The 22,994-nt window shown below is 66.0% G+C and carries 23 protein-coding genes; 18 read left to right on the top strand and 5 right to left on the bottom strand.

What is annotated here, in order from left to right; all coding sequences use genetic code 11:
* Positions 1-71: 71 nt before the first annotated feature.
* The 9 genes from LW136_RS02855 to dxs all read left to right on the top strand — a co-directional run bounded on the left by LW136_RS02855 (position 72) and on the right by dxs (position 10,476).
* Entirely contained in the window at positions 72-1,598 is a 1,527-nt protein-coding gene (locus tag LW136_RS02855) for a pyridoxal phosphate-dependent decarboxylase family protein (protein ID WP_234174619.1), read from the top strand.
* Positions 1,595-2,914 (top strand): lysine N(6)-hydroxylase/L-ornithine N(5)-oxygenase family protein, encoded by a 1,320-nt coding sequence (locus LW136_RS02850; RefSeq protein ID WP_102838719.1) that lies wholly within the window; start codon positions 1,595-1,597, stop codon positions 2,912-2,914. The genes LW136_RS02855 and LW136_RS02850 overlap by 4 nt, the downstream gene beginning before the upstream one ends.
* Positions 2,911-4,065 (top strand): MFS transporter, encoded by a 1,155-nt coding sequence (locus tag LW136_RS02845; protein ID WP_234174618.1) that lies wholly within the window; start codon positions 2,911-2,913, stop codon positions 4,063-4,065. The genes LW136_RS02850 and LW136_RS02845 overlap by 4 nt, the downstream gene beginning before the upstream one ends.
* Positions 4,062-4,649: a GNAT family N-acetyltransferase gene (locus tag LW136_RS02840; RefSeq protein ID WP_125859945.1), complete on the top strand. Its 588-nt coding sequence runs from the start codon at positions 4,062-4,064 to the stop codon at positions 4,647-4,649. Before LW136_RS02845 ends, LW136_RS02840 begins: the two co-directional genes overlap by 4 nt.
* The gene (locus tag LW136_RS02835) at positions 4,646-6,454 is read left to right on the top strand and encodes an IucA/IucC family protein (protein ID WP_234174617.1); all 1,809 of its coding nucleotides are present in this window, start codon (positions 4,646-4,648) and stop codon (positions 6,452-6,454) included. The genes LW136_RS02840 and LW136_RS02835 overlap by 4 nt, the downstream gene beginning before the upstream one ends.
* Positions 6,438-7,199 carry a siderophore ferric iron reductase gene (locus LW136_RS02830; RefSeq protein ID WP_125859949.1) on the top strand — a complete coding sequence of 254 codons (762 nt, stop codon included), beginning with the start codon at positions 6,438-6,440 and terminating at the stop codon, positions 7,197-7,199. Before LW136_RS02835 ends, LW136_RS02830 begins: the two co-directional genes overlap by 17 nt.
* Positions 7,200-7,339: 140 nt before the next feature.
* Positions 7,340-7,582 carry an exodeoxyribonuclease VII small subunit gene (locus tag LW136_RS02825; RefSeq protein ID WP_003283056.1) on the top strand — a complete coding sequence of 81 codons (243 nt, stop codon included), beginning with the start codon at positions 7,340-7,342 and terminating at the stop codon, positions 7,580-7,582.
* Complete coding sequence (locus LW136_RS02820) at positions 7,582-8,469, top strand: polyprenyl synthetase family protein (protein ID WP_234175233.1); 888 nt, start codon at positions 7,582-7,584, stop codon at positions 8,467-8,469. Before LW136_RS02825 ends, LW136_RS02820 begins: the two co-directional genes overlap by 1 nt.
* Positions 8,470-8,577: 108 nt before the next feature.
* Complete coding sequence (gene dxs / locus LW136_RS02815) at positions 8,578-10,476, top strand: 1-deoxy-D-xylulose-5-phosphate synthase (RefSeq protein WP_234174616.1); 1,899 nt, start codon at positions 8,578-8,580, stop codon at positions 10,474-10,476.
* Positions 10,477-10,742: 266 nt separating this feature from the next.
* Here the strand turns inward: dxs and LW136_RS02810 are convergent, their stop codons facing one another.
* Complete coding sequence (locus tag LW136_RS02810; protein ID WP_234174615.1) at positions 10,743-11,219, bottom strand: LabA-like NYN domain-containing protein; 477 nt, start codon at positions 11,217-11,219, stop codon at positions 10,743-10,745.
* 116 nt (positions 11,220-11,335) lie between these two features.
* Here LW136_RS02810 and LW136_RS02805 point away from each other — a divergent pair, with 116 nt between their 5' ends.
* Together LW136_RS02805 and LW136_RS02800 are read left to right on the top strand one after the other, a co-directional pair.
* Positions 11,336-12,016, top strand: a complete 681-nt coding sequence (locus tag LW136_RS02805) for a YciC family protein (protein WP_234174614.1) — start codon at positions 11,336-11,338, stop codon at positions 12,014-12,016.
* 77 nt (positions 12,017-12,093) lie between these two features.
* Positions 12,094-12,522: a VOC family protein gene (locus LW136_RS02800; RefSeq protein ID WP_041015933.1), complete on the top strand. Its 429-nt coding sequence runs from the start codon at positions 12,094-12,096 to the stop codon at positions 12,520-12,522.
* Between the two features lie 10 nt (positions 12,523-12,532).
* Here LW136_RS02800 and LW136_RS02795 read toward each other — a convergent pair whose 3' ends face one another.
* Positions 12,533-13,363 (bottom strand): SDR family oxidoreductase, encoded by an 831-nt coding sequence (locus LW136_RS02795; RefSeq protein WP_234174613.1) that lies wholly within the window; start codon positions 13,361-13,363, stop codon positions 12,533-12,535.
* Between the two features lie 86 nt (positions 13,364-13,449).
* Between LW136_RS02795 and LW136_RS02790 the strand changes: the two genes are divergently transcribed.
* Positions 13,450-14,265: a substrate-binding periplasmic protein gene (locus tag LW136_RS02790; RefSeq protein WP_045665407.1), complete on the top strand. Its 816-nt coding sequence runs from the start codon at positions 13,450-13,452 to the stop codon at positions 14,263-14,265.
* 2 nt (positions 14,266-14,267) lie between these two features.
* Here LW136_RS02790 and hrpB read toward each other — a convergent pair whose 3' ends face one another.
* Together hrpB and LW136_RS02780 are read right to left on the bottom strand one after the other, a co-directional pair.
* The gene (gene hrpB / locus LW136_RS02785; RefSeq protein WP_234174612.1) at positions 14,268-16,793 is read right to left on the bottom strand and encodes an ATP-dependent helicase HrpB; all 2,526 of its coding nucleotides are present in this window, start codon (positions 16,791-16,793) and stop codon (positions 14,268-14,270) included.
* 59 nt (positions 16,794-16,852) lie between these two features.
* Positions 16,853-17,353, bottom strand: coding sequence for a hypothetical protein (locus LW136_RS02780; RefSeq protein WP_234174611.1), 501 nt, complete (start codon positions 17,351-17,353; stop codon positions 16,853-16,855).
* A gap of 214 nt (positions 17,354-17,567) precedes the next feature.
* Between LW136_RS02780 and LW136_RS02775 the strand changes: the two genes are divergently transcribed.
* The 5 genes from LW136_RS02775 to LW136_RS02755 all read left to right on the top strand — a co-directional run bounded on the left by LW136_RS02775 (position 17,568) and on the right by LW136_RS02755 (position 20,675).
* Entirely contained in the window at positions 17,568-17,984 is a 417-nt protein-coding gene (locus LW136_RS02775; RefSeq protein ID WP_101275179.1) for a polyribonucleotide nucleotidyltransferase, read from the top strand.
* Between the two features lie 25 nt (positions 17,985-18,009).
* Positions 18,010-18,900, top strand: a complete 891-nt coding sequence (locus LW136_RS02770; protein ID WP_234174610.1) for a cation diffusion facilitator family transporter — start codon at positions 18,010-18,012, stop codon at positions 18,898-18,900.
* 345 nt (positions 18,901-19,245) lie between these two features.
* The gene (locus LW136_RS02765; RefSeq protein ID WP_014819005.1) at positions 19,246-19,725 is read left to right on the top strand and encodes an Lrp/AsnC family transcriptional regulator; all 480 of its coding nucleotides are present in this window, start codon (positions 19,246-19,248) and stop codon (positions 19,723-19,725) included.
* A gap of 163 nt (positions 19,726-19,888) precedes the next feature.
* Positions 19,889-20,281, top strand: coding sequence for a globin (locus LW136_RS02760; RefSeq protein WP_003298284.1), 393 nt, complete (start codon positions 19,889-19,891; stop codon positions 20,279-20,281).
* 175 nt (positions 20,282-20,456) lie between these two features.
* Positions 20,457-20,675, top strand: a complete 219-nt coding sequence (locus LW136_RS02755; RefSeq protein ID WP_003298283.1) for a DUF2788 domain-containing protein — start codon at positions 20,457-20,459, stop codon at positions 20,673-20,675.
* Between the two features lie 19 nt (positions 20,676-20,694).
* Here the strand turns inward: LW136_RS02755 and LW136_RS02750 are convergent, their stop codons facing one another.
* A complete protein-coding gene (locus LW136_RS02750; protein ID WP_234174609.1) occupies positions 20,695-21,333 on the bottom strand; it encodes a pseudouridine synthase in 639 nt (212 codons plus the stop codon).
* A gap of 291 nt (positions 21,334-21,624) precedes the next feature.
* Between LW136_RS02750 and urtA the strand changes: the two genes are divergently transcribed.
* Positions 21,625-22,893 (top strand): urea ABC transporter substrate-binding protein, encoded by a 1,269-nt coding sequence (urtA, locus tag LW136_RS02745; protein WP_234174608.1) that lies wholly within the window; start codon positions 21,625-21,627, stop codon positions 22,891-22,893.
* Positions 22,894-22,994: the final 101 nt, after the last annotated feature.

Genomic DNA, 22,994 nt, shown 5'->3' with positions numbered 1-22,994 from the left:
GACAAGAAACCACCGAAGCCGCGAAAACGGCCCGTTCCGGGTCGCGGCCGCGCTCGGCCCGAGGAATGTGCATGACCCCGTCCAGTACCGTAGTGCCCTTCGCCCCCGGCCCCGTCAGCAACGGGCTGTTCACCCGCAGCAATCATGAGGACTACCGCCGGCTCCTGCAGCAGGGTCTGAACCTGGTGCAGCAGTGCCTGCAGCGTCAGCAGCAGCCGTTCAGCGGCATCCTTCCGCAGGAGCTGGCCGCCGACTTCGAACGCGTCGATTTCGAGCGCCCGCTGGGCGACGCCGGCGCCGCGCTGCGCGAGCTGGATCAGCTCTATCTGCGCGACGCGGTGTATTTCCACCATCCGCGCTACGTCGCCCATCTCAACTGCCCGGTGGTGCTGCCGGCGCTGCTCGCCGAAGTGCTGGTGTCATCGCTCAATTCCTCGCTCGACACCTGGGACCAGAGCGCCGGCGGCACGCTGATCGAACAACGCCTGATCGACTGGACCTGCGCGCGCATCGGCCTCGGCAGTCAGGCCGACGGCGTCTTCACCAGCGGCGGCACCCAGTCCAATCTGATGGGGCTGCTGCTGGCCCGTGAGCACGTCTGCAACCGCTTGCCCGGCCACGGCGGCAACCTCCAGCACGGGCTACCGCCGGACGCGGGCCGACTGCGCATCTTCGCCTCCCGCGCCAGCCACTTCAGCGTGCAGAAATCCGCCGCGCTGCTGGGGCTGGGCTACGACGCCGTGCGCAGCATCGAAACCGACAGTGCCCAATGCATGAGCGTGCCGGCGCTGGCCCAGGCGCTGGCGGACTGTCAGCGCCTGGGCGAGCTGCCCATGGCCGTGGTCGCCACCGCCGGCACCACCGACTTCGGCAGCATCGACCCGCTGCCGGAGATCGCCGCGCTGTGCCAGCACTATGGCGTCTGGTTGCACGTCGATGCGGCCTATGGCGGCGGCCTGCTGGTCGCGCCGCGCTACCGCGGCTGGCTGACCGGCATCGAGCACGCCGACTCGGTCACCGTGGACTACCACAAATCGTTCTTCCAGCCGGTCAGCTGCAGCGGCTTCTTCGTTCGCCAGCGTCAGCACCTGAGCTACATCACCCACCACGCCGACTACCTCAACCCGCGCAGCCAGACCCGCGAGGGCACGCCGAACCTGGTCAACAAGAGCATCCAGACCACCCGCCGCTTCGACGCGCTGAAGCTCTGGCTGACCCTGCGCATCCTCGGTGCCGAGCATCTCGGCGCGATGTTCGAGGAAGTCATCGACCGCGCCGCCGACACCCATCGCCTGCTCGCCGACGACCCGGCCTTCGAGGTCTTCGCCCCCCGCCTGAGCACGCTGGTGTTCCGCTTCGTCGCCGCAGGCGTGGCGGACGAGCGCCTGGACGAGATCAACCGCGAGATCCGCAAGGCGATCTTCCGCTCCGGCGCGGCGGTCATTGCCGCCACCGTGGTCGAGGGCCGGCAGTACCTCAAGTTCACCCTGCTCAACCCGGAAACCACGCTGGACGACCTGCGCGCCATCGCCGAGCTGATTCGTGACCACGGCGCCCGCCTGCTCGACGACCGCCAACCAGTAGGAGATCGCTCATGAACAAGATCTACGACTTCATAGGCATCGGCATCGGCCCGTTCAACCTTGGCCTGGCCTGCCTGGCAGAGCCCATCGACGGACTCGACTGCCTGTTTCTCGACCGCGCCGAGGGCTTCAACTGGCATCCCGGCATGATGCTCGACAGCGCCACCCTGCAGACGCCGTTCATGGCCGATCTGGTGACCCTGGCCGACCCCACCAGCCGTTTCAGCTTTCTCAACTACGCCAAGCAGATCGGGCGGCTGTACGCCTTCTACATCAAGGAAGACTTCTTCCTGATGCGCCGCGAATACAACCAGTACTGCCAGTGGGTGGTGGAGCAGCTCGACAGCCTGCGCTTCGGGCATTTCGTCCAGCACGTCGACTACCTCGACGAGCGTCGCTGCTACCGCGTGCGCGGGGTGCATGCGCGCAGCGGCGAGGGTTTCGAGTTCCTCACCCGCCGCCTGGTACTCGGCACCGGCACCACGCCCTATCTGCCGAGCTGCTGTGAAGGCGTGGCCGACCACGTCAGCCACAGCGGCAACTACCTGCAGGACAAGCCTCGCCTGCAGGGCAAGCGCTCGATCACCGTGGTCGGCAGCGGCCAGAGCGCGGCGGAGATCTACTACGACCTGCTGCAGGAAATCGACCGCCACGACTATCAGCTGAACTGGATCACCCGCGCGCCGCGCTTCTTCCCGCTGGAATACACCAAGCTGACGCTGGAAATGACCAGCCCCGAGTACATCGACTACTTCCACAGCCTGCCGCGCAGCACCCGGGAAAAGCTCATCGACAGCCAGAAGGGCCTATACAAGGGCATCAACGGTACGCTGATCAATGCCATCTACGACGAGCTGTACAACCAGAGCCTCAAGGGCGAGGTGCCGACCCAGCTGCTGACCAACGCCGAGCTGCGCCGCTGCCAGCGCCTGGCCGACGGCACGCTGGAGCTGGAGTTCTTCCAGCACGAACTGCAGCAGAGCTACCGGCACCGCTGCGAGGCGCTGGTGATGGCCAGCGGGTATCAGTACCGCCTGCCACGCTTCATCCAGCCGATCGCCGAACGCATCGTCTGGCAGGCGCCGGAGCGCTTCGCCGTGGCGCGCAACTACAGCATCGACCGCAACGGCGGCGAGGTATTCGTGCAGAACGCCGGGCTTGCCGATCACGGCCTGGTGACGCCGGATCTCGGCATGGGCTGCTACCGCAACGCCTGCATCCTGCGCGAGATCTGCGGGCGCGAGCACTACGCGGTGGAGACGAAGATCGCCTTCCAGCAGTTCAGCCTGCCGCAGCCGCTCACGCCCCAAGGCGCGGTGGCGGCGCGATGACGCTGCGACGCGCACTGATCGGCATGACGCTGCTGGCCGTGCTCGGCGACAGCCTGCTGATGCCGTTCTACCCGCAGTACTTCGCCGAGCGCTTCGGCGAACTGCGCAGCGAGCAGGTCGGGCTGTACCTTGCCGCGGTGTGCCTGGTGGCGATGCTCGCCCTGCCGCTGTGGGTACGCCTGTCCAGGCATGCACATCCGCTGCGGCTGCTGATCTTCGGCCAGCTGATGGCCGGGCTGCTGGCACTGGCCTGCGCAACGATCGAGCAGCAATGGCTGTTCTGGCCGGTGTCGCTGACGATGATCGCCTTCAAGGCCAGCTACCTGCTGATGTATCCCTACGTGATGGGCCTGGTGGGCGCCGACCAGCAGGTGCGCACCATCGGCCTGCTCTCGGTGGTGGTGCATCTGGGGGCGATTGCCGGCGCCACGCTGGGCGGCGGGGTGCTGCATTACCTCAGTCCGGCGCGGATGTTTGTGCTGATGGGCCTGATGGACTTCGTGCAGATGGCTGTCAGCCTGCTCTTGTTGCGCCATGCGCCGCAACCGACCCGGGTCGATGCAGGCACGCCACCGCGGCCGCGGGAGGAGCACCTGGCCATTGCCCGGCTGTGCCTGCTGATGCTGGCGTTCTACTTCTGCATCTACCTGGCGCGGCCGTTCTTCACGCTGTACTGGGAGCAGCTTGGCGGACCACAGGCCAGCTGGATCACCGGCCTGGTCTACGCCATTCCCGGCATGCTGGCGCTGCTCGCCCTGGCCCTGCATTACCACGCCGGGCAGCACCTGACCGCCTGGCTGTTGCTGGGCGCGGCCGGGCTGGCGTTGCAGGGCATCGAGCAGATGCCGCTGGTACTGGCCGGGCGCGTGCTATTCGGCTGGGCGCTGTATCAGCTCACCGTGGCACTGGATGCGCGACTGTTCGCCCTCAGCCGGCCGGAGCATTACGGACGCGACTACAGCCTGATCAACATCTTCCAGAACCTCGGCGTGCTCGCCGCCTCCTGGCTGGCCGGGCTGGTGGTGCGTGATGCCGGCCTCGCCGCGCCGTTCTTCCTGTCCGCCCTCGGCCTCGTTCTCACCGCCTACGTACTGCGCTGGCTGCTGGTTTCAGCACCAGTCAGCGCGTCTCTCTATGGAGCCAAATCATGAATACCGCTCTTTCCCGCGCGGATGGTCCGCGCTTCGTTCGCTACTGCAGGCTCGGCGCCATGCATTTCGAGACAGTGCAGGCCGAACATCTGCCGCTGCTGCACGACTGGCTGCGCCGCGACTACGCGCGCTTCTGGGCCATGGGCCATTTGAGCCTGGCGCAGCTGGCCAATTACGTCGACGAGATCCAGCACAGCAGCCATCGCGACATTGCCCTCGGTATGTGCAACGGCGAACCCGCGTTCCTGTTCGAGGGCTATCACCCAGCCCATGACCGACTCGCCGACCACTACCAGGTGCGCCCCGGCGACCGCGGCATGCACCTGCTGCTCGCCCCCTGCGAACGCCCGGTGCACGGCTTCAGCCTGGAAGTGATGCGCAGCATTCTCGCCTATCAATTCGCCGACCCGTTCGCGCGGCGCATCGTCGTCGAGCCGGATGCGCGCAACGCCAAGGTGCACGCCTTGAATCAGCGTGTCGGCTTCGTCTACCAGCGCCTGCTGCAGCTACCGGAAAAGGATGCCTGTCTGGCGTTCTGCACCCGCGCGCAGTTCCTCGCCACCCTTCAGGAGAATCCGCAATGAATCAGCTCGTGCAACTGCCAACCGCCGCCGGCGATCTGGCCACCGAACACCTGCAGGCCGAACATTGGGCCCGCGCCAATCGCCTGCTGGTGAAGAAAGCCCTGGCCGAGTTCAGCCACGAGAAGTTGTTCAGCCCCGAGCCGCTGGGCGACAGTCACTACCGCGTCGCAGTGCCGGACAGCTCGACCGAGTACCGCTTCAAGGCACGAAGGCTGGCGCTGGACCACTGGTCCATCGTTACTGACTCCATCGAAAAATTCACCGATGGCCAGCCGCAGCCACTGGACGCGCTGAGCTTTATCATCGAGTTCGCCGACACTCTGGGCATCTCGGAAAACAACCTGCCGGTCTACCTCGACGAGATCAGCAGCACCCTGTTCGGCAGCGCCTACAAGCTCGCCAACAGCCCGCTGAGCGCTGCCCAGCTGGCCCTGGCGGACTTCCAGCAGATCGAGACCGGCATGCGCGAAGGCCACCCGGGCTTCGTCGCCAACAACGGGCGGATGGGCTTCGACGCCCAGGATTACCGCTCCTATGCGCCGGAAGCGGCGAGCCCGGTGCGTCTGGTCTGGCTTGCCGTGCACCGCAGCCGCGCCAGCTACAGCGCCATCGACGGGCTCGACCAGCCGACCCTGCTGCGCGAGGAGCTGGCTGGTCAGCTCGACGTGTTTCATAGCCAGCTGCGAGCGCTGCAGCTTGACCCCGACGACTACCTGCTGATGCCCGCGCACCCCTGGCAGTGGCACAACATCCTCGCCATCGGCTTCGCCGCAGAGATCGCCAACCGGCAGATCGTCCATCTCGGCCTGAGCAATGACCGCTACCTCGCGCAGCAGTCGATCCGCACCTTCTTCAACCAGAGCCAGCCGCAGCGGCGCTACGTAAAGACCGCCCTGTCGATCCTCAACATGGGTTTCATGCGCGGGCTGTCGCCGTACTACATGCAGGCGACGCCCGCGATCAACGCCTACCTTGCCGAGCGCGTGGCCAACGACCCCCTGCTGCGCGACTGCGGCTTCCAGCTGCTGCGCGAAGTCGCGGCCATCGGCTATCGCAATCCGTATTACGAGCAGGCGCTGCCGGCCAGCAGTCCTTATCGCAAGATGCTTTCGGCGCTGTGGCGGGAGAGCCCTTATGGCCACATTCAACGCCGCCAGCGGCTGATGACCATGGCCGCGCTGCTGCACAGCGACGGCGAAGAACGTGCCCTGCTGGCAACGCTGATCAGTGCCTCGGGGCTGACCGCCGACCGCTGGCTGCGCCATTACCTCAATGCCTACCTGAGGCCGCTGCTGCACTGCTTCTACGCCCACGACCTGGTGTTCATGCCGCATGGCGAGAACCTGATCCTGGTGCTGGAAGACCATGTACCGGTGCGCGTGCTGATGAAGGACATCGGTGAGGAAGCGGTGATTCTCGATGGTGAGGCCCAGATTCCCGAGGCTGTGGGTCGCCTGGCGGTATCGGTGCCCGACGAGCTCAAGGTGCTGTCTATCTTCACCGACGTGTTCGACGGCTTCTTCCGCTACCTCAGTCAGATTCTCGATGAGCAAGTCGGCCTGCCGGAGCAGCGTTTTTGGCAACAGGTCGCCGACTGCATCGCCGACTATCAGGCCAACCAGCCGCAGCTGCGCGACAAGTTCGCCCGCTACGACCTGTTCGCCGAGGAATTCGCCCGCTCCTGCCTGAACCGTCTGCAACTGGGCAACAACCGGCAGATGCTGGATCTGGCCGATCCGGCCGGTGCGCTGAAATTCGCCGGCACTCTGAAAAACCCCGTCGCGCCCTATGCTCCGGAACGCTGAAGCCCAATGGGCGGATGACGAGGCGCTGAACGACCTGCTGCTGCGGGTGCGCAGCGTCCTGCCGGGACTGGACGGGCGCGTCGGCTCGCCAAGACCCGACGAGCTGATGCTGGATCGCCCGCAGCCACTGGCGGACTTGCTGGCGCACTGGCAGGCAGCGCACCCGGAAGCGGGCCGCCATTACTGGGCCGCGCGCTGCTGGACGCTGCTGGTCTGGCAGCCCATCTATCTGCAGGTGCTGGCCGTACAACTCGATGGCCAGTCACCCGAACTGGAGGGCATCGCGCAAGGTATGCAGCAGGGCTTCGTCGCCGGTTTCTGCCTGCCGGCCCATCAACCGCTGCATGCGGACGCGCAACGCCTGCTGCGCCACGCCGGGCAGCAGATCCGCCAGTTCTGCGAGCAGACCCACGCGGCCTGTGGTGCGTTGCTCGGTCTGCATCCGAAGCTCGCGCAACGCCTCGCCGCGGATTGCGTGATAGCCGCGCTGCTGCACGCGCAACGGACCGATGGTTGCGGCAACCTGCAGCTCTGCCGTCGCGCCGATGCCTGGCTGGATGCGTGCGGCATGCAGGGCGCCAGCGGCCTGCTGGCGGTGCAGCTGACCGATGGCGGCACCCGTCTCGGCTTGCAGCGCAAGGCCTGCTGCCAGCATTTCCGCCGCGCCGATGGCGAGCTCTGCGACAGCTGCCCGAAGCTGCCGCTCGCAGAGCGCACTCGACGCCTGCGCGAGCAGCATGGTTAGCGCTCGCTGACCTCAGGCAGCATCCCGACACCTTACGCAGCTGGATACACATCACGCGGGCGAACCTTGTGGCTGCCGCGGGCGTTTCTTTGCTAATGTCGCGCCCGTTTCCGACTCGCCGCCGACGACAGGTTCCCGCCATGGCCCGCAAGAAAGCTGCCCTCGATTTCGAACAATCCCTCGCCGAGCTGCAACAGCTGGTGGAACGCCTGGAGAGCGGCGAGCTGTCGCTGGAAGACTCACTGACCTGCTTCGAACAGGGCATCGGCCTGACCCGCGACTGCCAGGCCGCGCTGAGCCAGGCCGAGCAAAAGGTGCAGATCCTGCTGGAACGCGACGGCAGCCTGCAGGAAGCCCCCTTCGAGTCGGACCCCGAAGCATGATGATCGGCGACTACCAGAAACGCTGTCAGCAGCGTGTCGACGGCTGCCTCGAAACCCTGTTCGTCCCGCCGCTGCCGCAGCTCGAACGCCTCTATCAGGCCATGCGCTACAGCGTGATGAACGGCGGCAAGCGCGTCCGCCCGCTGCTGGTCTACGCCGCCTGCGAAGCACTGAACGGCGACAAGGCAGACGCTGACGGCGCCGCCTGTGCCGTCGAGCTGATTCACGCCTATTCCCTGGTACACGACGACCTGCCGGCCATGGACGACGACGACCTGCGCCGCGGCCAGCCCACCACCCACAAGGCCTTCGACGAAGCCTGCGCGATCCTCGCCGGCGATGGCCTGCAGAGTCTCGCTTTCGAGGCCATGGCCCAGGCCGAGCACAACCCGCAGGACGCCACGCTGCGCCTGCGCATGTTCGCCGTACTGGCCCGCGCCGCCGGGCCGGCCGGGATGGTCGGCGGCCAGGCCATCGACCTCGGTTCGGTCGGCCTCAAGCTCGATCGCGATGCCCTGGAACTGATGCATCGGCACAAGACCGGCGCGCTGATCGAAGCCAGCGTGCAGCTCGGCGCGCTCGCCAGCGGCCATGCCGACGCCGACAACCTCGCCTCGCTGAGCCAGTACGCACGCGCCATCGGCCTGGCCTTCCAGGTGCAGGACGACATTCTCGATGTCGAAAGCGACACCGCGACCCTGGGCAAGCACCAGGGCGCCGACATCGCCCGGGACAAGCCGACCTACCCGGCACTGCTCGGCATGGACGCGGCCAAGGCCTACGCGCTGGAGCTGCGCGACCAGGCACTGCACGCGCTGCGCCCGTTCGATACCGCCGCCGAGCCGCTGCGCGAGCTGGCGCGCTACATCGTCGAACGACGCAACTGAGCCTTTCGCTGAAATAGCAGTCAAACCCCTACCGGACCCGGGGCCGTTCTTATCGAAGGGCCCATCGGGTAAACTGCCGCTCTTTTTTCAACAACAATGATCCGCCTGATGCCCAAGACTTTTCACGAGATCCCTCGGGTTCGCCCCGCGACGCCCGTTCTTGACCGAGCGGCGACCCCCGAACAGCTGCGCCGACTGGGCGAGGCGGAACTCGAAGAGCTTGCCAACGAACTGCGCCAGGAGCTGTTGTACAGCGTCGGCCACACTGGCGGGCACTTCGGCGCCGGCCTCGGCGTGATCGAACTGACCATCGCCCTGCATTACGTCTACGACACCCCGGATGACCGGCTGGTATGGGATGTGGGCCATCAGGCCTATCCGCACAAGATCCTCACCGGCCGCCGCGAGCGCATGGCCACGCTGCGTCAGAAGGACGGCCTGGCCGCCTTCCCGCGCCGCTCGGAGAGCGAGTACGACACCTTTGGCGTCGGTCACTCCAGCACCTCGATCAGCGCCGCCCTGGGCATGGCGGTCGCCGCCCATCTGAAAGGTGAGCAGCGCAAGTCCATCGCCGTGATCGGAGATGGCGCCCTGACCGCCGGCATGGCCTTCGAGGCGCTCAACCACGCCCCGGAAGTCGGCGCCAACATGCTGGTGGTGCTCAACGACAACGACATGTCGATCTCGCGCAACGTCGGCGGACTGTCCAACTACCTAGCCAAGATTCTCTCCAGCCGCACCTACTCGAGCATGCGCGAAGGCAGCAAGAAGATCCTCTCGCGCCTGCCGGGTGCCTGGGAAATCGCCCGCCGCACCGAGGAATATGCCAAGGGCATGCTGGTGCCGGGCACGCTGTTCGAGGAACTGGGCTGGAACTACATCGGCCCCATCGACGGCCACGACCTGCCCACGCTGATCGCCACCCTGCGCAACATGCGCGACCTCGACGGCCCGCAGTTCCTTCATGTGGTGACGAAGAAGGGCAAGGGCTTTGCCCCGGCCGAAGCCGACCCGATCACCTGGCATGCGATCAGCAAGCTGGAGCCGGTCGGCGCCCCGGTCAAACCGAAGAAGCCCTCAGGGCCCAAGTACTCCAATGTGTTTGGCCAGTGGCTGTGCGACATGGCCGCCGCCGACCCACGCCTGACCGGCATCACGCCGGCGATGAAGGAAGGCTCCGACCTGGTGGCCTTTAGCGAGCGTTACCCGCAGCGTTACTTCGACGTCGCCATCGCCGAGCAGCACGCGGTGACCTTGGCCGCCGGCATGGCCTGCGAAGGTATGAAGCCGGTGGTGGCGATCTACTCGACGTTCCTCCAGCGCGCCTACGATCAGCTGATCCATGACGTCGCGGTGCAGAACCTCGACGTGCTATTCGCCATTGACCGCGCCGGGCTGGTCGGCGAAGACGGCCCGACCCATGCCGGCAGCTTCGACCTCTCCTACCTGCGCTGCATCCCCGGCATGCTGGTGATGACGCCCAGCGACGAGAACGAGATGCGCCGCATGCTCACCACCGGCTACCACTTCGAGGGCCCGGCCGCGGTGCGCTATCCGCGCGGCAGCGGCCCCAACGCCACCATCGAGCCGGGGCTGGAACCGCTGGAAATCGGCAAGGCCGTGGTACGCCGTGAGGGTAGCAAGGTGGCGCTACTGGTGTTCGGTGTGCAGCTGCCCGAAGCGCTGCAGGTCGGCGAGGCGCTGGACGCCACGGTGGTCGACATGCGTTTCGTCAAACCGCTGGACGAAGCCCTGCTGCGCGAACTGGCTGGCAGCCACGAGCTGCTGGTGACGATCGAAGAGAACAGCATCATGGCTGGCGCCGGCAGCGCGGTAGCCGAGTTCCTCACTGGCGAAAGCATTCTCAAACCGATGCTGCATCTGGGCCTGCCGGACTACTACGTCGAGCACGCCAAGCCCAGCGAAATGCTCGCTGAGTGCGGCCTGGACGCCGCCGGGATCGAAGCGGCCGTACGCAAGCGGCTTGCGGCACTCGGCAAAGCCTGACGTCGTTTTGGTGGATGGGTGGAGCGCCATCCACCCTACGATCGCATCACCTCCGAGCCGGCAGCGCAGCAAAGCAGGGTGGAAAACTGTGAAGCATTTTCCACGGGTGACCATCCACCGTGTATACGCCACACGCACTTGAGTCGTAGCGAGAAGCCACGCCGCGTTTACGGCGCTGCGGTGGATGGATGAAGCGTCATCCACCCTACACTGGCCACTCCGATTCGCCCCATCGGCAGACTCGCGCCCTCAAAGTGGGCGGATGTTCAGCCACGCAACAACAAATCACCCTCGATCGGCACGTAACGCGTCGCCGCACGGATCAGCGATTGCGCGGTAAGTCCCGGTACGCCATAGGCGGTCGCTTCGGCGCCGCCGGCCCGCACCCGATCGAGCAGCAGGTCGAAATCGCCATCGCCGGACGCCAGCACCACTTCGTCGACCCGTGACGCCGCATCCAGCACGTCGATGGTGATGCCCACATCCCAGTCACCCTTGGCCGAGCCGTCGCTGCGCTGGATATAGGGCTTGAGCTTCACCGTGAAACCGAGGTTGCGCAGGATTTGCTGAAACTGCTGCTGGCGTGCGTCACCGCGCTCGATGGCGTAGGCATAGGCCTCGACGATGGTGCCGCGACGGCTGACATCGGCCCACAGCGCCGCATAGTTGAAGTGGCAGCCATGGGCCTGCCGCACGGTGTAGTAGAGGTTCTGTACATCGGCGAACAGGGCGATCTTCTTCACGCGGCGGCCCGAATCTGAAAGGGGGCTCCAGTATGGACGGCGAAATCGCACATGTCCCGTCCTTGCCGCATCCGTTACAGTGGCGCCCCGAAACGATTACTCACCTTCGGTCTGCAATGAACGTTCTTGCCATCCTGCGTGACGCCTGGTTCTTCTACTCCCGCCACTTCCTGACCATCGTCCGGCTCTGCCTGCCGCTGATCCTGCTCGAAAGCACGACACGCCTGGCGCTCGATCACTGGCTCGGCGAAAACGTCCTGCCCGCCCTGGACCTGCTGGTGGGCCTTATCTTCTATCCGCTGTACGTCGGCGCGCTGATCCTTTATCTGGATGCGCGCAGCCGTGGCCACGATCCGGCGCTGCGTGCGGTCTACGCCCGGGCCCTGCCGCTGTGGCCAGCGCTGGCCGTGCTCTCGGGGCTCGGCTCACTGCTGATCATGCTCGGCGCCTCGCTGTTCGTGCTGCCCGGCATCTGGGTCATGGTCAAGATTGCCTTCGCCGAGTACCTGCTGGTCTTGCGTGGCCTGACACCGCTGGCGGCGCTGAAGGAGAGCTTCGCCCTCACCCGCGGGCATTTTCTGCTGATACTGGGCTGTGTGATGACCGTGCTGTTGCCGATCTGGATGCTGGAAATCTGGATCGCCGCCCAGCTGTTCGCCGAGCAGACGCCACCACTGTTGCCGGCGATGTTGCTGGACGCCGTGGTCGGCCTGCTGCAGTTGCTGCCGACGATCATGCTGTTCCGCTGCTTCATGCTCTGCACCGAGCCGCCGACACGCCAGCCGGACAACGGCTGAGCGGTCTTTCGACGGAGGTTCAGGCGAGGCGCGCAGAGCCTGCTAGGCTTGCTCCGGCCACATCAGGAGACCCCGCCATGGCCGACCAGAACCCAAGCATCCTTTCGCACATTTCACTGGGCAGCAATCGCTTCGACGAAGCGGTTGCCTTCTACGACCAGGTCCTCGCCACCCTTGGCTGCAAGCGAATCCTCGAACACCCCGGCGCCGTCGCCTGGGGCCGTGAATACCCGGAATTCTGGATTCAGCGCCCCATCGACGGCGGCAGCGCGTCGGTGGGCAACGGCACCCATGTCGGCTTTTTCGCCGCGGATCAGGCCGAGGTCGACGCCTTCCATCGCGCGGCGATCGCCGCCGGCGCAAGCGATGAGGGCGCACCCGGCCCGCGCCCGGAATATGGCGAGCCCTACTACGGCTGTTTCGTACGCGATCTGGACGGCCACAAGATCGAGGCGTCCTACTGGGACGAGGCGCTGATGCAGCAACTCTACGGCAGCGGCAGCTAGCCCGCTGCGCTCAGGAGGCGCGCCCGCCGAGCAGCCGCGGTAACAGCAGGCTCTGGTACAGCCGCGGAAAACAGCGCGCCAGCAGCTGGGCTTTCCAGTCCAGGTTGGACAGCACCAGCAGGCGGCGCCGGCGCAGCGCGCCCTGATAGATCGCCTCGGCCACGTCCTGCGGCGAAGCGACCCGACCAATGTCCAGCACCGGCGTCGGCGCTGTCGAACCATCGCCGACCAGCACGTTCTTGCGCAGATCAGTGGCGGTGTAGCCGGGGCAAACCAGCATGACGTTGACGTCGGTTTCCCGAAGCTCGCAACGCAGCGTCTCGAACAATCCGTGCAGGGCATGCTTGCTGGCGTTGTAGGCTGCGCGGTTGGGCACCGGCGAATACTGCGAAAGCGAGCTGAGCACAATGATCTGCCCGCCGCGGGAGACCAGACTGGGCAGCGCGGCCTGAGTGCAATGCAGCGCGCCGTAGAAATTCACCGCCATCACCCGCTCGAACACTGCCAGGCTGGTATTCGCTACCGGGCTGCGGTGAGTGATGCCAGCGTTGTTGACCAGCACGTCGATGCCGCCGTAACGCTCCTCCACCAGCGCAATCGCGCGCTGCACCGCCTCGGCATCGCTGACGTCACAGCACAACCCCAGCGCATCGGCATTGTGGTGATCGGCCAGATGCTGCACCAGGCTATCCAGCGCATCCTGATGCAGATCGAAGATCACCAGCCGCGCGCCAGCCTGGGCCATGCGCACCGCCAGCGCGCGGCCGATCCCGGCACAGCCGCCGGTGATCACCACCAGCTTGCGGTTGAACACCTTGCGATCGAACACCTTGCGCTGCATACCCCTACTCCTTCGTGCCGCACGCCTGCCTTTCGGTATGAGCATAGGTCGATATAGGCCGACATTCCTCACGCTGCTGCAGCAATATGGCTCATGGACAACCGGGCATCGGCTGCGCATGCTTGTTGGAACAGCGCAAGGCAGCGATCGATCCATTGAAAGCATTCATCTATCTGGCCCTGGCCTCCCTTCTCGGCTTACCAGCCGCAGTACTGGCCAATCCCGTTTCCCAACGCGTCCTCAACGTCGGCTACTACGAGTTCGCCCCGGCCATCTACACCGATGCCCAGGGCATGGCACGCGGCGAGCTGGCCGAACTGACCCGGCGCGTCGCGCGTCAGGCCGGCTACGGCGTACGCTTTCGAGGGCTGCCCGGCGCCCGCCTCTACGCGGCGCTGGAGAATGGCAGCATCGACCTCTGGCCTGGAGCCCAGGGCAAGCCGGAGCTGGCGACCCATACATTGGAAGGCCGGCATACGCTCAGCCAGATCAATCTCAACCTCTACCGCCTTGCCGGTACGCCGGCGCCGCGCCTGCCGGACGACCTTGCCGGCAAGTCGCTGATCCTGATCGGCGGCTACAGCTACTGGCCGAACGTCAACGCGCTGCTGGACGATCCCGGCCTCGACCTGCGCCTGCTGCGCACCAGCAATCACCTTTCCGCGCTGGAAATGCTGCAGCGCAACCGTGGCGATTACCTGCTCGATTACCAGATTCCAGTGGAACAGGCCCGCCAACGACTACGGATGGAAGCGCTGCCCTACCAGCGCCTGGCCCAGGTGCCGATCCACTTCATCGTTTCGCGTCATGCTCGCGATGCCAGCGCCATCGTCACTGCGCTCGACGACGCCTATGAAGCGTTGCGAGTCGCCGGCGAGGACCTCAGCCTGCCCTCGGACTGAGCCTACTGCCCGCGTGGCTTGGCCCGTGCGGTCGGCTCGGCGATCAGCGGGTCGTCCGGCCAGTAGTGCTTGGGATAGCGCCCCTTCAAATCCTTCTTTACCTCGGCGTAGGTGTTGGCCCAGAAGCTCGCCAGGTCCTGGGTGACCTGTACCGGACGCCGCGCCGGCGACAGCAGGTGCAGCTTGACGACCTGTCGGCCACCAGCAATCCGCGGCGTGTCGGCCAGGCCGAACAGCTCCTGCAGACGCACCGCCAGCACCGGCGGCTGCTCGCTGTAGTCCAGCCGAATACGCGAGCCGGACGGCACGCTGACCGCCACCGGCGCCTGCTCGTCCAGGCGCTGCGGCAGCGGCCAGGGCAGCAGCGTGGCGAGCATGCCGGCCAGATCGAGCTGGGCGAAGTGCGCCAGGCGCGACACCTTGCCGAGATAGGGCAGCAGCCAGTCGTCCAACCGTTCCAGCAGTGCGGCATCGCTGACGTCCGGCCAGTCGCTGCTGTTGCCTGCGTCCAGATCGAGCTGACGCAGCAGGCCGATGCGCGCCTGCCACTGGAGCAACTCCGGCGTCCAGGCCAGCAGTTCCAGGCCCTTGCGCCGTACCAGGCCGAGCAGCGCGCGAGCCCGGGCGTCATCGTCGAGGTTCGGCAGTGGTTCGCGGCTGAGCACCAGTTCGCCGATCCGCCGCTGCCGTTCGGCGCGCAGCACGCCCTCGCGCTCGTCCCACTCCAGCTCATCGCGTAGAGAGACCTGTTCGGCCAGCGGTCCGTCGAACAGCGCCGGGTCCAGCGCGACCGCCCGGTAGATGCGCTCCTCGCGTTGTCCCTGATGGCTGCCCAGCTCGGCGATCACCAGCCAGGGCTCCTTCATCAATGCATCCGGCTCACCGAACAGCGCCGCGCGCCCGTTGGCCAGACGATACCCCCCGCCACCTTCGCGGCGCTGCCGGGCGACGCGGTCGGGGTAAGCGAAAGCCAGCAGCGTGGCCAGCGCATGCTGTTCGTGCAGCGCTCCGTCGCCCTGCCCCGAAGTGCCGCGCAGCAGGCCACGAAACTGCCGGGCCAGCTGCCGCACCCGCTGCACCGCAGCACCACGGCCGCTCTGCAACTGGTGCAGACGCAGCGCCAGATCGGCGCCGCCGCTGCGCTGCCCGCCGGATTGAATGTCACGCTCGACCAGCAGCGCCGCGACATCCGCCGCCAGCGCGCCAATACCCAAGCCATGCCCGCGCAGCAGCATGTGCGCCAGCCGCGGGTGTGCCGGCAACTCGGCCATGGCCTGGCCGTGCCGGGTCAGCTGCCAGCCGCCATGTTCGTTGCGCTGCAATGCGCCAAGGCGCTCGAGCAGCGCCTGCGCCTGGGCGTAAGCCGCCGCCGGCGGCCGGTCGAGCCAGGCCAGCTCGTCCGGCTCGACACCCCAGCGCGCCAGTTGCAGCGCGACACCCGCAAGGTCCGCCTGGAGGATTTCCGCCTCGCCATAGGCCGCCAGCTGCGCGTGCTGATCCTCGGACCACAGCCGATAGCAGACGCCCGGCTCCAGGCGCCCGGCGCGGCCAGCGCGCTGCGTGGCCGAGGCGCGGGAGATGCGCCGGGTTTCCAGCCGGGTCATGCCGCTGCCGGGATCGAAGCGCGGCACCCGCGCCAGTCCGGCGTCCACCACGATGCGCACGCCTTCGATGGTCAGGCTGGTCTCGGCGATGTTGGTCGCCAGCACCACCTTGCGCATGCCCGCCGGTGCCGGCTCGATGGCCGCGCGCTGCTGCGCCAGCTCCAGCTCGCCGTGCAGCGGGCAGAGCAGGATGTCGCCGCGCCCGCCCAGCTGATCGGCCAGCGCTTCGTTGACGCGGCGGATCTCGGCCTGCCCCGGCAGAAACACCAGCACGCTGCCCTGCTCGTCCTCCAGCGCCTGCAGCACCGTCTGCACCACGCGCGGCTCGATACGCTCATTCGCCGCCACGAGACGACCCCAGCGCTGCTCGACCGTGTGCATGCGCCCCTCGCTGCGCACCACCGGCGCATCGTCGAGCAGTGCCGACAGGCGCTGGCCCTCCAGCGTCGCCGACATCAGCAGCAGCTTGAGCGGCTCGTCGCGCAGCAGCTGCCGCGCATTGAGCGTCAGCGCCAGGGCCAGATCGGCGTCCAGGCTGCGCTCGTGGAATTCGTCGAAGATCACCAGGCCGACGCCTTCCAGCGCCGGGTCGTCCTGCAGCCGCCGCGCGAGAATGCCCTCGGTGACTACCTCGATGCGCGTGTTCGGCCCGACCTTGCTGTCCAGCCGGATGCGGTAGCCGACGGTTTCGCCGACGCGCTCGCCCAGCTCAAAGGCCAGCCGCTCAGCCGCTGCGCGGGCAGCCAGACGGCGCGGCTCCAGCATGATGATGCTCTGCCCGCCCAGCCAGGCTTCGTCGAGCAGCGCCAGCGGCACGCGAGTGGTCTTGCCGGCGCCGGGCGGTGCTTCGAGCACGGCTTCATCGCGCTGTTGCAGTGCCTGGCGCAACGCCGGCAGGACTTCGTCGATCGGTAGGGAATTCATGGGCACTCGCTTCGGGCAGACAATTCAACAACCGAGGCGCCCGCCCGAAGCTGGGCGCATCAGTTGACGCTATAGCCGCGTCCGGTCAGGCAGGCGCCAAGGGCGCGCTTGTAGGTGTCGGCAACGCTCGCCGCCGGAGCCGTTTGGGCGCTGGCCGGATCGAAACCGCTCTGGCTCACGGCCCAGGTATGACACTCGTAGCGGTCGCGGCTCTGCTGCTCGGCGCTCTGGCCCTTGGCCGGATAGGCGATGACATCATATCGCGTGGCCTCGCTGGCCGGCAGCGGCGGATGGCTGACGGGTTCGTAGACGTTGCGCTCGGCATTCCACAGGTAATAGGTACCGGCGGCGATGAAGTAGAGCATGCTGCCGATCCACACTTCCCGCGCACCGGGCGGCAGACCGTGGCCATGACGCGGACCCGGCACATGCTGCGGCCCCGGTCCCGCCGGCCCTCTATGCGCACCCGGCCCGGGACCGGGTGGTGCGGCGGTGACCGGCAAGGCGATGCAGAGGGAAAGAACGGCGCCAAGCGCGGCGCGCGGCAGTGACCTGGACATGATTGAACTCCGGGATGGGATGAAATCGCAGCGCGATTATCTGTCCGGCCGATGCAGCGGTCCGTCAGGCCTCGGTAAGGACTGGGTAAAGCCACCCCATGCGTCAGCGCACACGCCGAACACCCGAGCCCGCGGCATGGTCTGATATCGAGAAAACATCATCCAGCTGTCTTCCGGCCCTTGTATAGTTGCGCCACTTTTCCAGGAGGTCCTTATGCGTACTCGTAACCGAATCATCGGCGGCGTGTTGGCCGCTTCCCTATTCACCCAGCTGACCGCTTGCGGCACGCTGTTCTACCCGGATCGCCGCGGGCAGATCGAAGGCCGCATCGACCCAGCGATTGCAGCTTTGAATGCGGTTGGTTTGATCTTTTACCTCCTCCCCGGCCTGATCGCCTTCGGCGTCGACTTCGCCACCGGCGCGATCTACCTGCCCGACGACGAGTACTCCATGGCCCCGGAAAAGCTGCAGGAAGCCATTGGCGCCGACGGCCAGATCGATCAGGCCCGCCTGAAAGCCATCATCGAGAAGGAAATCGGCCGCAGCCTGCCGCTGGACGACCCGCGCCTGATCCAGCACAACGGCAGCGTCGAGCAACTGGCCGCCTTCGGTCTGCGCCCTGCGGCCTGATGACTCGCGCGGATAACGGCCAGCGATGAGCATCAATCGTGACCACGCCCGACTCATGCGCCGGGCGACCGCTGCGGCCCTGGCGACGGCGATCCTGCTGGCGCTGAGCAAGGCCGTGGCCTGGAGGCTGAGCGGTTCGGTGAGTCTGCTCGCCGGCCTCACCGATTCGCTGCTCGACGGCGCCGCGTCGCTGCTCAACCTGCTCGCGGTGCACTACTCGCTGCGCCCGGCCGACGACGACCATCGCTACGGTCACGGCAAGGCCGAGGCGCTGGCCGGGCTCGGCCAGGCGGCGTTCATCTGCGTCAGCGCGATACTCGTCGGCGTGCAAGGCGTCGACCGCCTGCTGCATCCGCAACCGCTGGGCGCCCAGGGTGTAGGCATCGCGGTGATGATCTTCTCGCTGGTGATGACTGCCATTCTGCTGAGGTATCAGCATCATGTGGTCAAGGTGACCGGCTCCACCGCCATCCGCGCCGACTCGCTGCACTACCGTTCAGACCTCTTGCTCAACACCAGCATCCTGCTCGCGCTGGTGCTGGCCAGCTTCGGTTGGGAGCGACTGGACGCACTGTTCGGCATCGGTATCGCGCTGTACATCTTCTGGAGCGCCATCACCATCGTCCGTGAGGCCGGCGCAGTGCTGATGGATACCGAACTGTCGCCGGAGATCAGCGAGCAGATGCAGAAGCTGGTCTGCGAAGTGCCGGGCGTGCATGGCTGTCATGACTTCCGCACATGGGTGTCCGGGACGCGCTGGTTCGTGCAGTTGCATCTGGAGCTGCCGGGGGACCTGCCGCTGTCGCAGGCGCATGATCTGTGCGTGGCGGTGGAGAACGCGATTCACGATCGCTATCCGAATGCGGAGGTGCTGGTGCATGCCGATCCGCTTGAGGTTGCGCCGCCGAAGCGGTGATTGGAGTTTTCGGATTCCATTTCTAAGGCACCACCACAACGCCCACAACGAAAAAGACCACGCCTGGGCGTGGTCTCTTCGATTCGTCGGGCCGATGATAACGGCTTCTTCGCGCGGCGCCTCGTGAGCACCGGGGGCCCGGACCGTCGGTCTTGGTAAGACCTTCGGTGGCCACGGCGGGGATGCTGTGCCGTGTCCGTTTCTGCCGGGGGCTGAAGTTGAGATAAAGCTTACGCCGCACCACCCAGCACTGGATTGCGAATATTGCTGATCAAGGCATCACTTGCGCAATCAATCACCCGCCATTCATCATCATGCGCAATCCATTCCCAAACGAGCCTCTCCATGAGCAAACTAGATCGCTACGACCTGCGCATCCTCGCCGAATTGCAGCACGACGCCCGCATTTCCAACCAGGAACTGGCAGAACGCATCGGCCTGTCACCCTCGCCCTGCTCCCGCCGGGTCAAACAGTTGGAAGACGACGGCTACATTGCCCGCCAGGTCGCCCTGCTCGACCGCAAGAAGCTCGGCCTGACCCTTACCGCCTACGTGCTTATCGGCATGGACCGGCACACACCGGAGCGCTTCGAGCACTTCGAAGGCGTGATCGGCAAATGCCCGGAGGTGCTCGAATGCAGTCTGGTTACGGGGATGGACGCCGACTACCAACTCAAGGTCGTGGTGCCCGACATGGAGCATTACCAGCAGTTTCTGCTCGGCACCCTGACGCGCATCGAAGGCGTCTCCAGCGTGCGTTCCAGCTTCGTATTGCGCCAGGTGTCATCGAGTACGGAGCTGCCGCTGGAGCATTTGCGCAGCTGAGACACCGCTCACAGCTTTCGCCCCACACTTCGCAGGGTTGCTGCCTATAATCCGCCCCCTTCTGCACCGCCCCGCACACGGATGATCCCGGCCGGGGCGGATCGTCCATCGCCTGCTCACCGGCGGGCCTCGCTGCAAAATGCCCTCGTGCAAGGGAATGCCCATGAAAGACACCAACCGCGTCATGCAGAGCTACGGCCGCTGCTGCGCCAGTCCCGACTTCTTCGATGACTTCTATGCGTCCTTCCTCGCCAGCTCGCCTGCGATCCGGGAGAAGTTCGTGCGCACCGACATGACCGCGCAGAAACAGCTGCTGCGCGCCGGCATTCTCAATCTGGTGCTGTTCGCCCGCGGCATGCCGGATACCAAACTCCGCGCGCTGGGCAAAAGCCATTCACGCGAGCAGCTGAATATCCACCCGGAACTCTATGACCTGTGGATCGCGGCGTTGCTGAAAACCATCGGCCAGCACGACGGGGAGCTGCAACAGCAGGACCTGCAGGCCTGGCGCACGGTGCTGAACAAGGGCATCGACGTGATCAAGGCGGCCTACTGAATACCGGTGAGACATTTCGCCGCACCGGCGCCCGCCTCGCGCGATCCGAACGCTTTCCGAGCTCGACCGTCCAACCAGCGGTGGCACACGCGCCGACTAATGCCGGCGTATACTGCGCCGCTTTCGCGCCCGGCCTGCCACGGGCGCATTCGTCGAAGTCAGTCAGGAGATCCCTGTGGAGCCCGAAGTTTTCGAAAAGTGGATGATGATCGTGCTCGTCGGCGGGCTGATGGCCTTCATGGCGTTCATCATCTGGGACCTGGCCAAGAAGTCGAAGGCCGGTCGCCTCGGCACCGCCATTCTCTTCCTCGGCCTGGGCCTGTGCCTGTTCGCCTTTCTCGCCAAGCCGGTCATCGGTTACGTCATCGAAGTGACTCAGGGCATCCCGCACTGAACTGATGCCAAGCCGGCGCCTACAGCTGCGCCGGCACCTCCCGCCACTCACCCGGCTGCAGGCCATCGAGCGCCCACGGCCCGATGCGCACCCGCACCAGACGCAGGGTCGGCAACCCGACCGCCGCCGTCATGCGTCTGACCTGGCGATTACGCCCCTCGCGAATCACCAATTCCAGCCAGCGGGTCGGCACGCTCTTGCGAAAGCGCACCGGCGGGTTGCGCGGCCATAGCTCGGGCTCGTCCAGCTGCCGCGCTTCGGCGGGCAGGGTCAGGCCGTCATTGAGCTGGACGCCATCTCGCAAGCGCTGCAGCTGCTCGGCGCTGACCTCACCTTCCACCTGCACCCAGTAGGTCTTCGGCAGCTTGTGCTTCGGGTCGGCGATGCGCGCCTGCAACTGACCGTCGTTGGTCAAGAGCAGCAGCCCCTCGCTGTCGCGATCCAGCCGGCCAGCCGGATAGACGCCCGGCACCTGCAAGTAATCCTTCAGCGTCGCGCGCCCATCGGCATCGTTGAATTGCGTCAGCACGTCGAACGGCTTGTTCAGCAACAACAGGCGTGGCTCGGCCGGCGGTGCCTTGGCGACGCGCCGCGGCGCGGATGGGCGCGCGGTTCGTGCAGCCGGACGCGAGGATGGAGGACGCGGTGGACGGGGCATGGCGACGGGTCTCGATACGGGCCGGCCATGCTAGAAGTGACACCCGGCAGCTGCAAGTGGCGCAGCCACTCGGCGCGGCACTGAAATCGGGCAAAGCGGCCTCCCGCGGTGCACCACCGGCCTTTGCGTGCACCAGCATGGCTCACCGCGAAAGCAGCCCGATCAACCCCAGGTCGGCGCAAAGCTGCGCCGCAGAAGGCTCTGCGCCATTTGGCACGGATGCTGCCATTGCTCCTGGCGTTCCGATGTTTTCAGCCCACAGTTGCGCACGGATAGCCAAGGAGCCCCACAATGAAACGCCGTCCTCTGATCAAGACCACCCTCGCCGCCAGCGCCCTGATGCTCAGCGGCCTGTTTCCGTTCACCCTGCAGGCCGCCGAGACCATCAAGGTCGGCATCCTGCATTCGCTGTCCGGCACCATGGCCATCTCCGAGACCTCGCTCAAGGACATGGCGCTGATGACCATCGACGAGATCAACGCCAAGGGCGGCGTGCTCGGCAAGCAGCTCGAGCCGGTGGTGGTCGACCCAGCCTCCAACTGGCCGCTGTTCGCCGAGAAAGGGCGCCAGCTGCTGACTCAGGACAAGGTGGCGGTGACCTTCGGTTGCTGGACCTCGGTATCGCGTAAGTCGGTACTGCCGGTCTATGAAGAACTCGACGGCCTGCTGTTCTACCCGGTGCAGTACGAAGGCGAAGAGCTCTCGCCGAACGTCTTCTACACCGGCGCGGCGCCAAACCAGCAGGCCATCCCGGCGGTCGAGTACCTGATGAGCGAAGACGGCGGCGGCGCCGAGCGCTTCTTCCTGCTCGGCACCGACTACGTCTACCCGCGCACCACGAACAAGATCTTGCGCGCGTTCCTGATCAGCAAGGGCGTGCCGGAATCCAGCATCGAAGAGGTCTACACCCCCTTCGGTCACAGCGATTACCAGACAATCGTCGCCAACATCAAGAAGTTCTCCGCCGGCGGCAAGACCGCTGTGGTGTCGACCATCAACGGCGACTCCAACGTGCCCTTCTACAAGGAGCTGGCCAACCAGGGCCTGGAAGCCACTGACGTTCCGGTTGTCGCCTTCTCGGTCGGCGAGGAAGAACTGCGCGGCATCGACACCAAGCCGCTGGTCGGTCACCTAGCCGCCTGGAACTACTTCCAGTCGGTTGAAAACCCGGTCAACGAAGCCTTCGTCAGCAAGTGGAAAGCCTACGCCAAGGCCCAGAACCTGCCTGGCGCCGACAAGGCCGTGACCAACGACCCGATGGAAGCCACCTACGTCGGTATCCACATGTGGGCGCAGGCAGTCGAGAAAGCTGGCACCACGGATGTAGGCAAGGTCCGCGACGCCCTCGCTGGCCAGACGTTTAAGGCACCGAGCGGCTACACCCTGACCATGGACGAGAAGAACCACCACCTGCACAAGCCGGTAATGATCGGCGAGGTCCAGGAGGACGGACAGTTCTCGGTGGTCTGGGAAACCGAAAGCCCGGTCCGCGCGCAGCCATGGAGCCCCTACATCCCGGGCAACGACAAGAAGCCGGATTACGCGGTGAAGTCGAACTGACAGCTCGTTGCGGTGGATGGATAGAGCGCCATCCACCTTTCGGGTGCCGCAAGCCCACCCGAAACAACCGTCTGAACGCTCCGCCAAGAGAGTGCCCGCTC

The sequence above is a fragment of the Stutzerimonas kunmingensis genome, assembly GCF_021432085.1.
Lineage (GTDB): Bacteria > Pseudomonadota > Gammaproteobacteria > Pseudomonadales > Pseudomonadaceae > Stutzerimonas.
The sequence above is the reverse complement of the archived record's forward strand: the minus strand, read 5'-3'. Positions and strand labels throughout refer to the sequence as shown.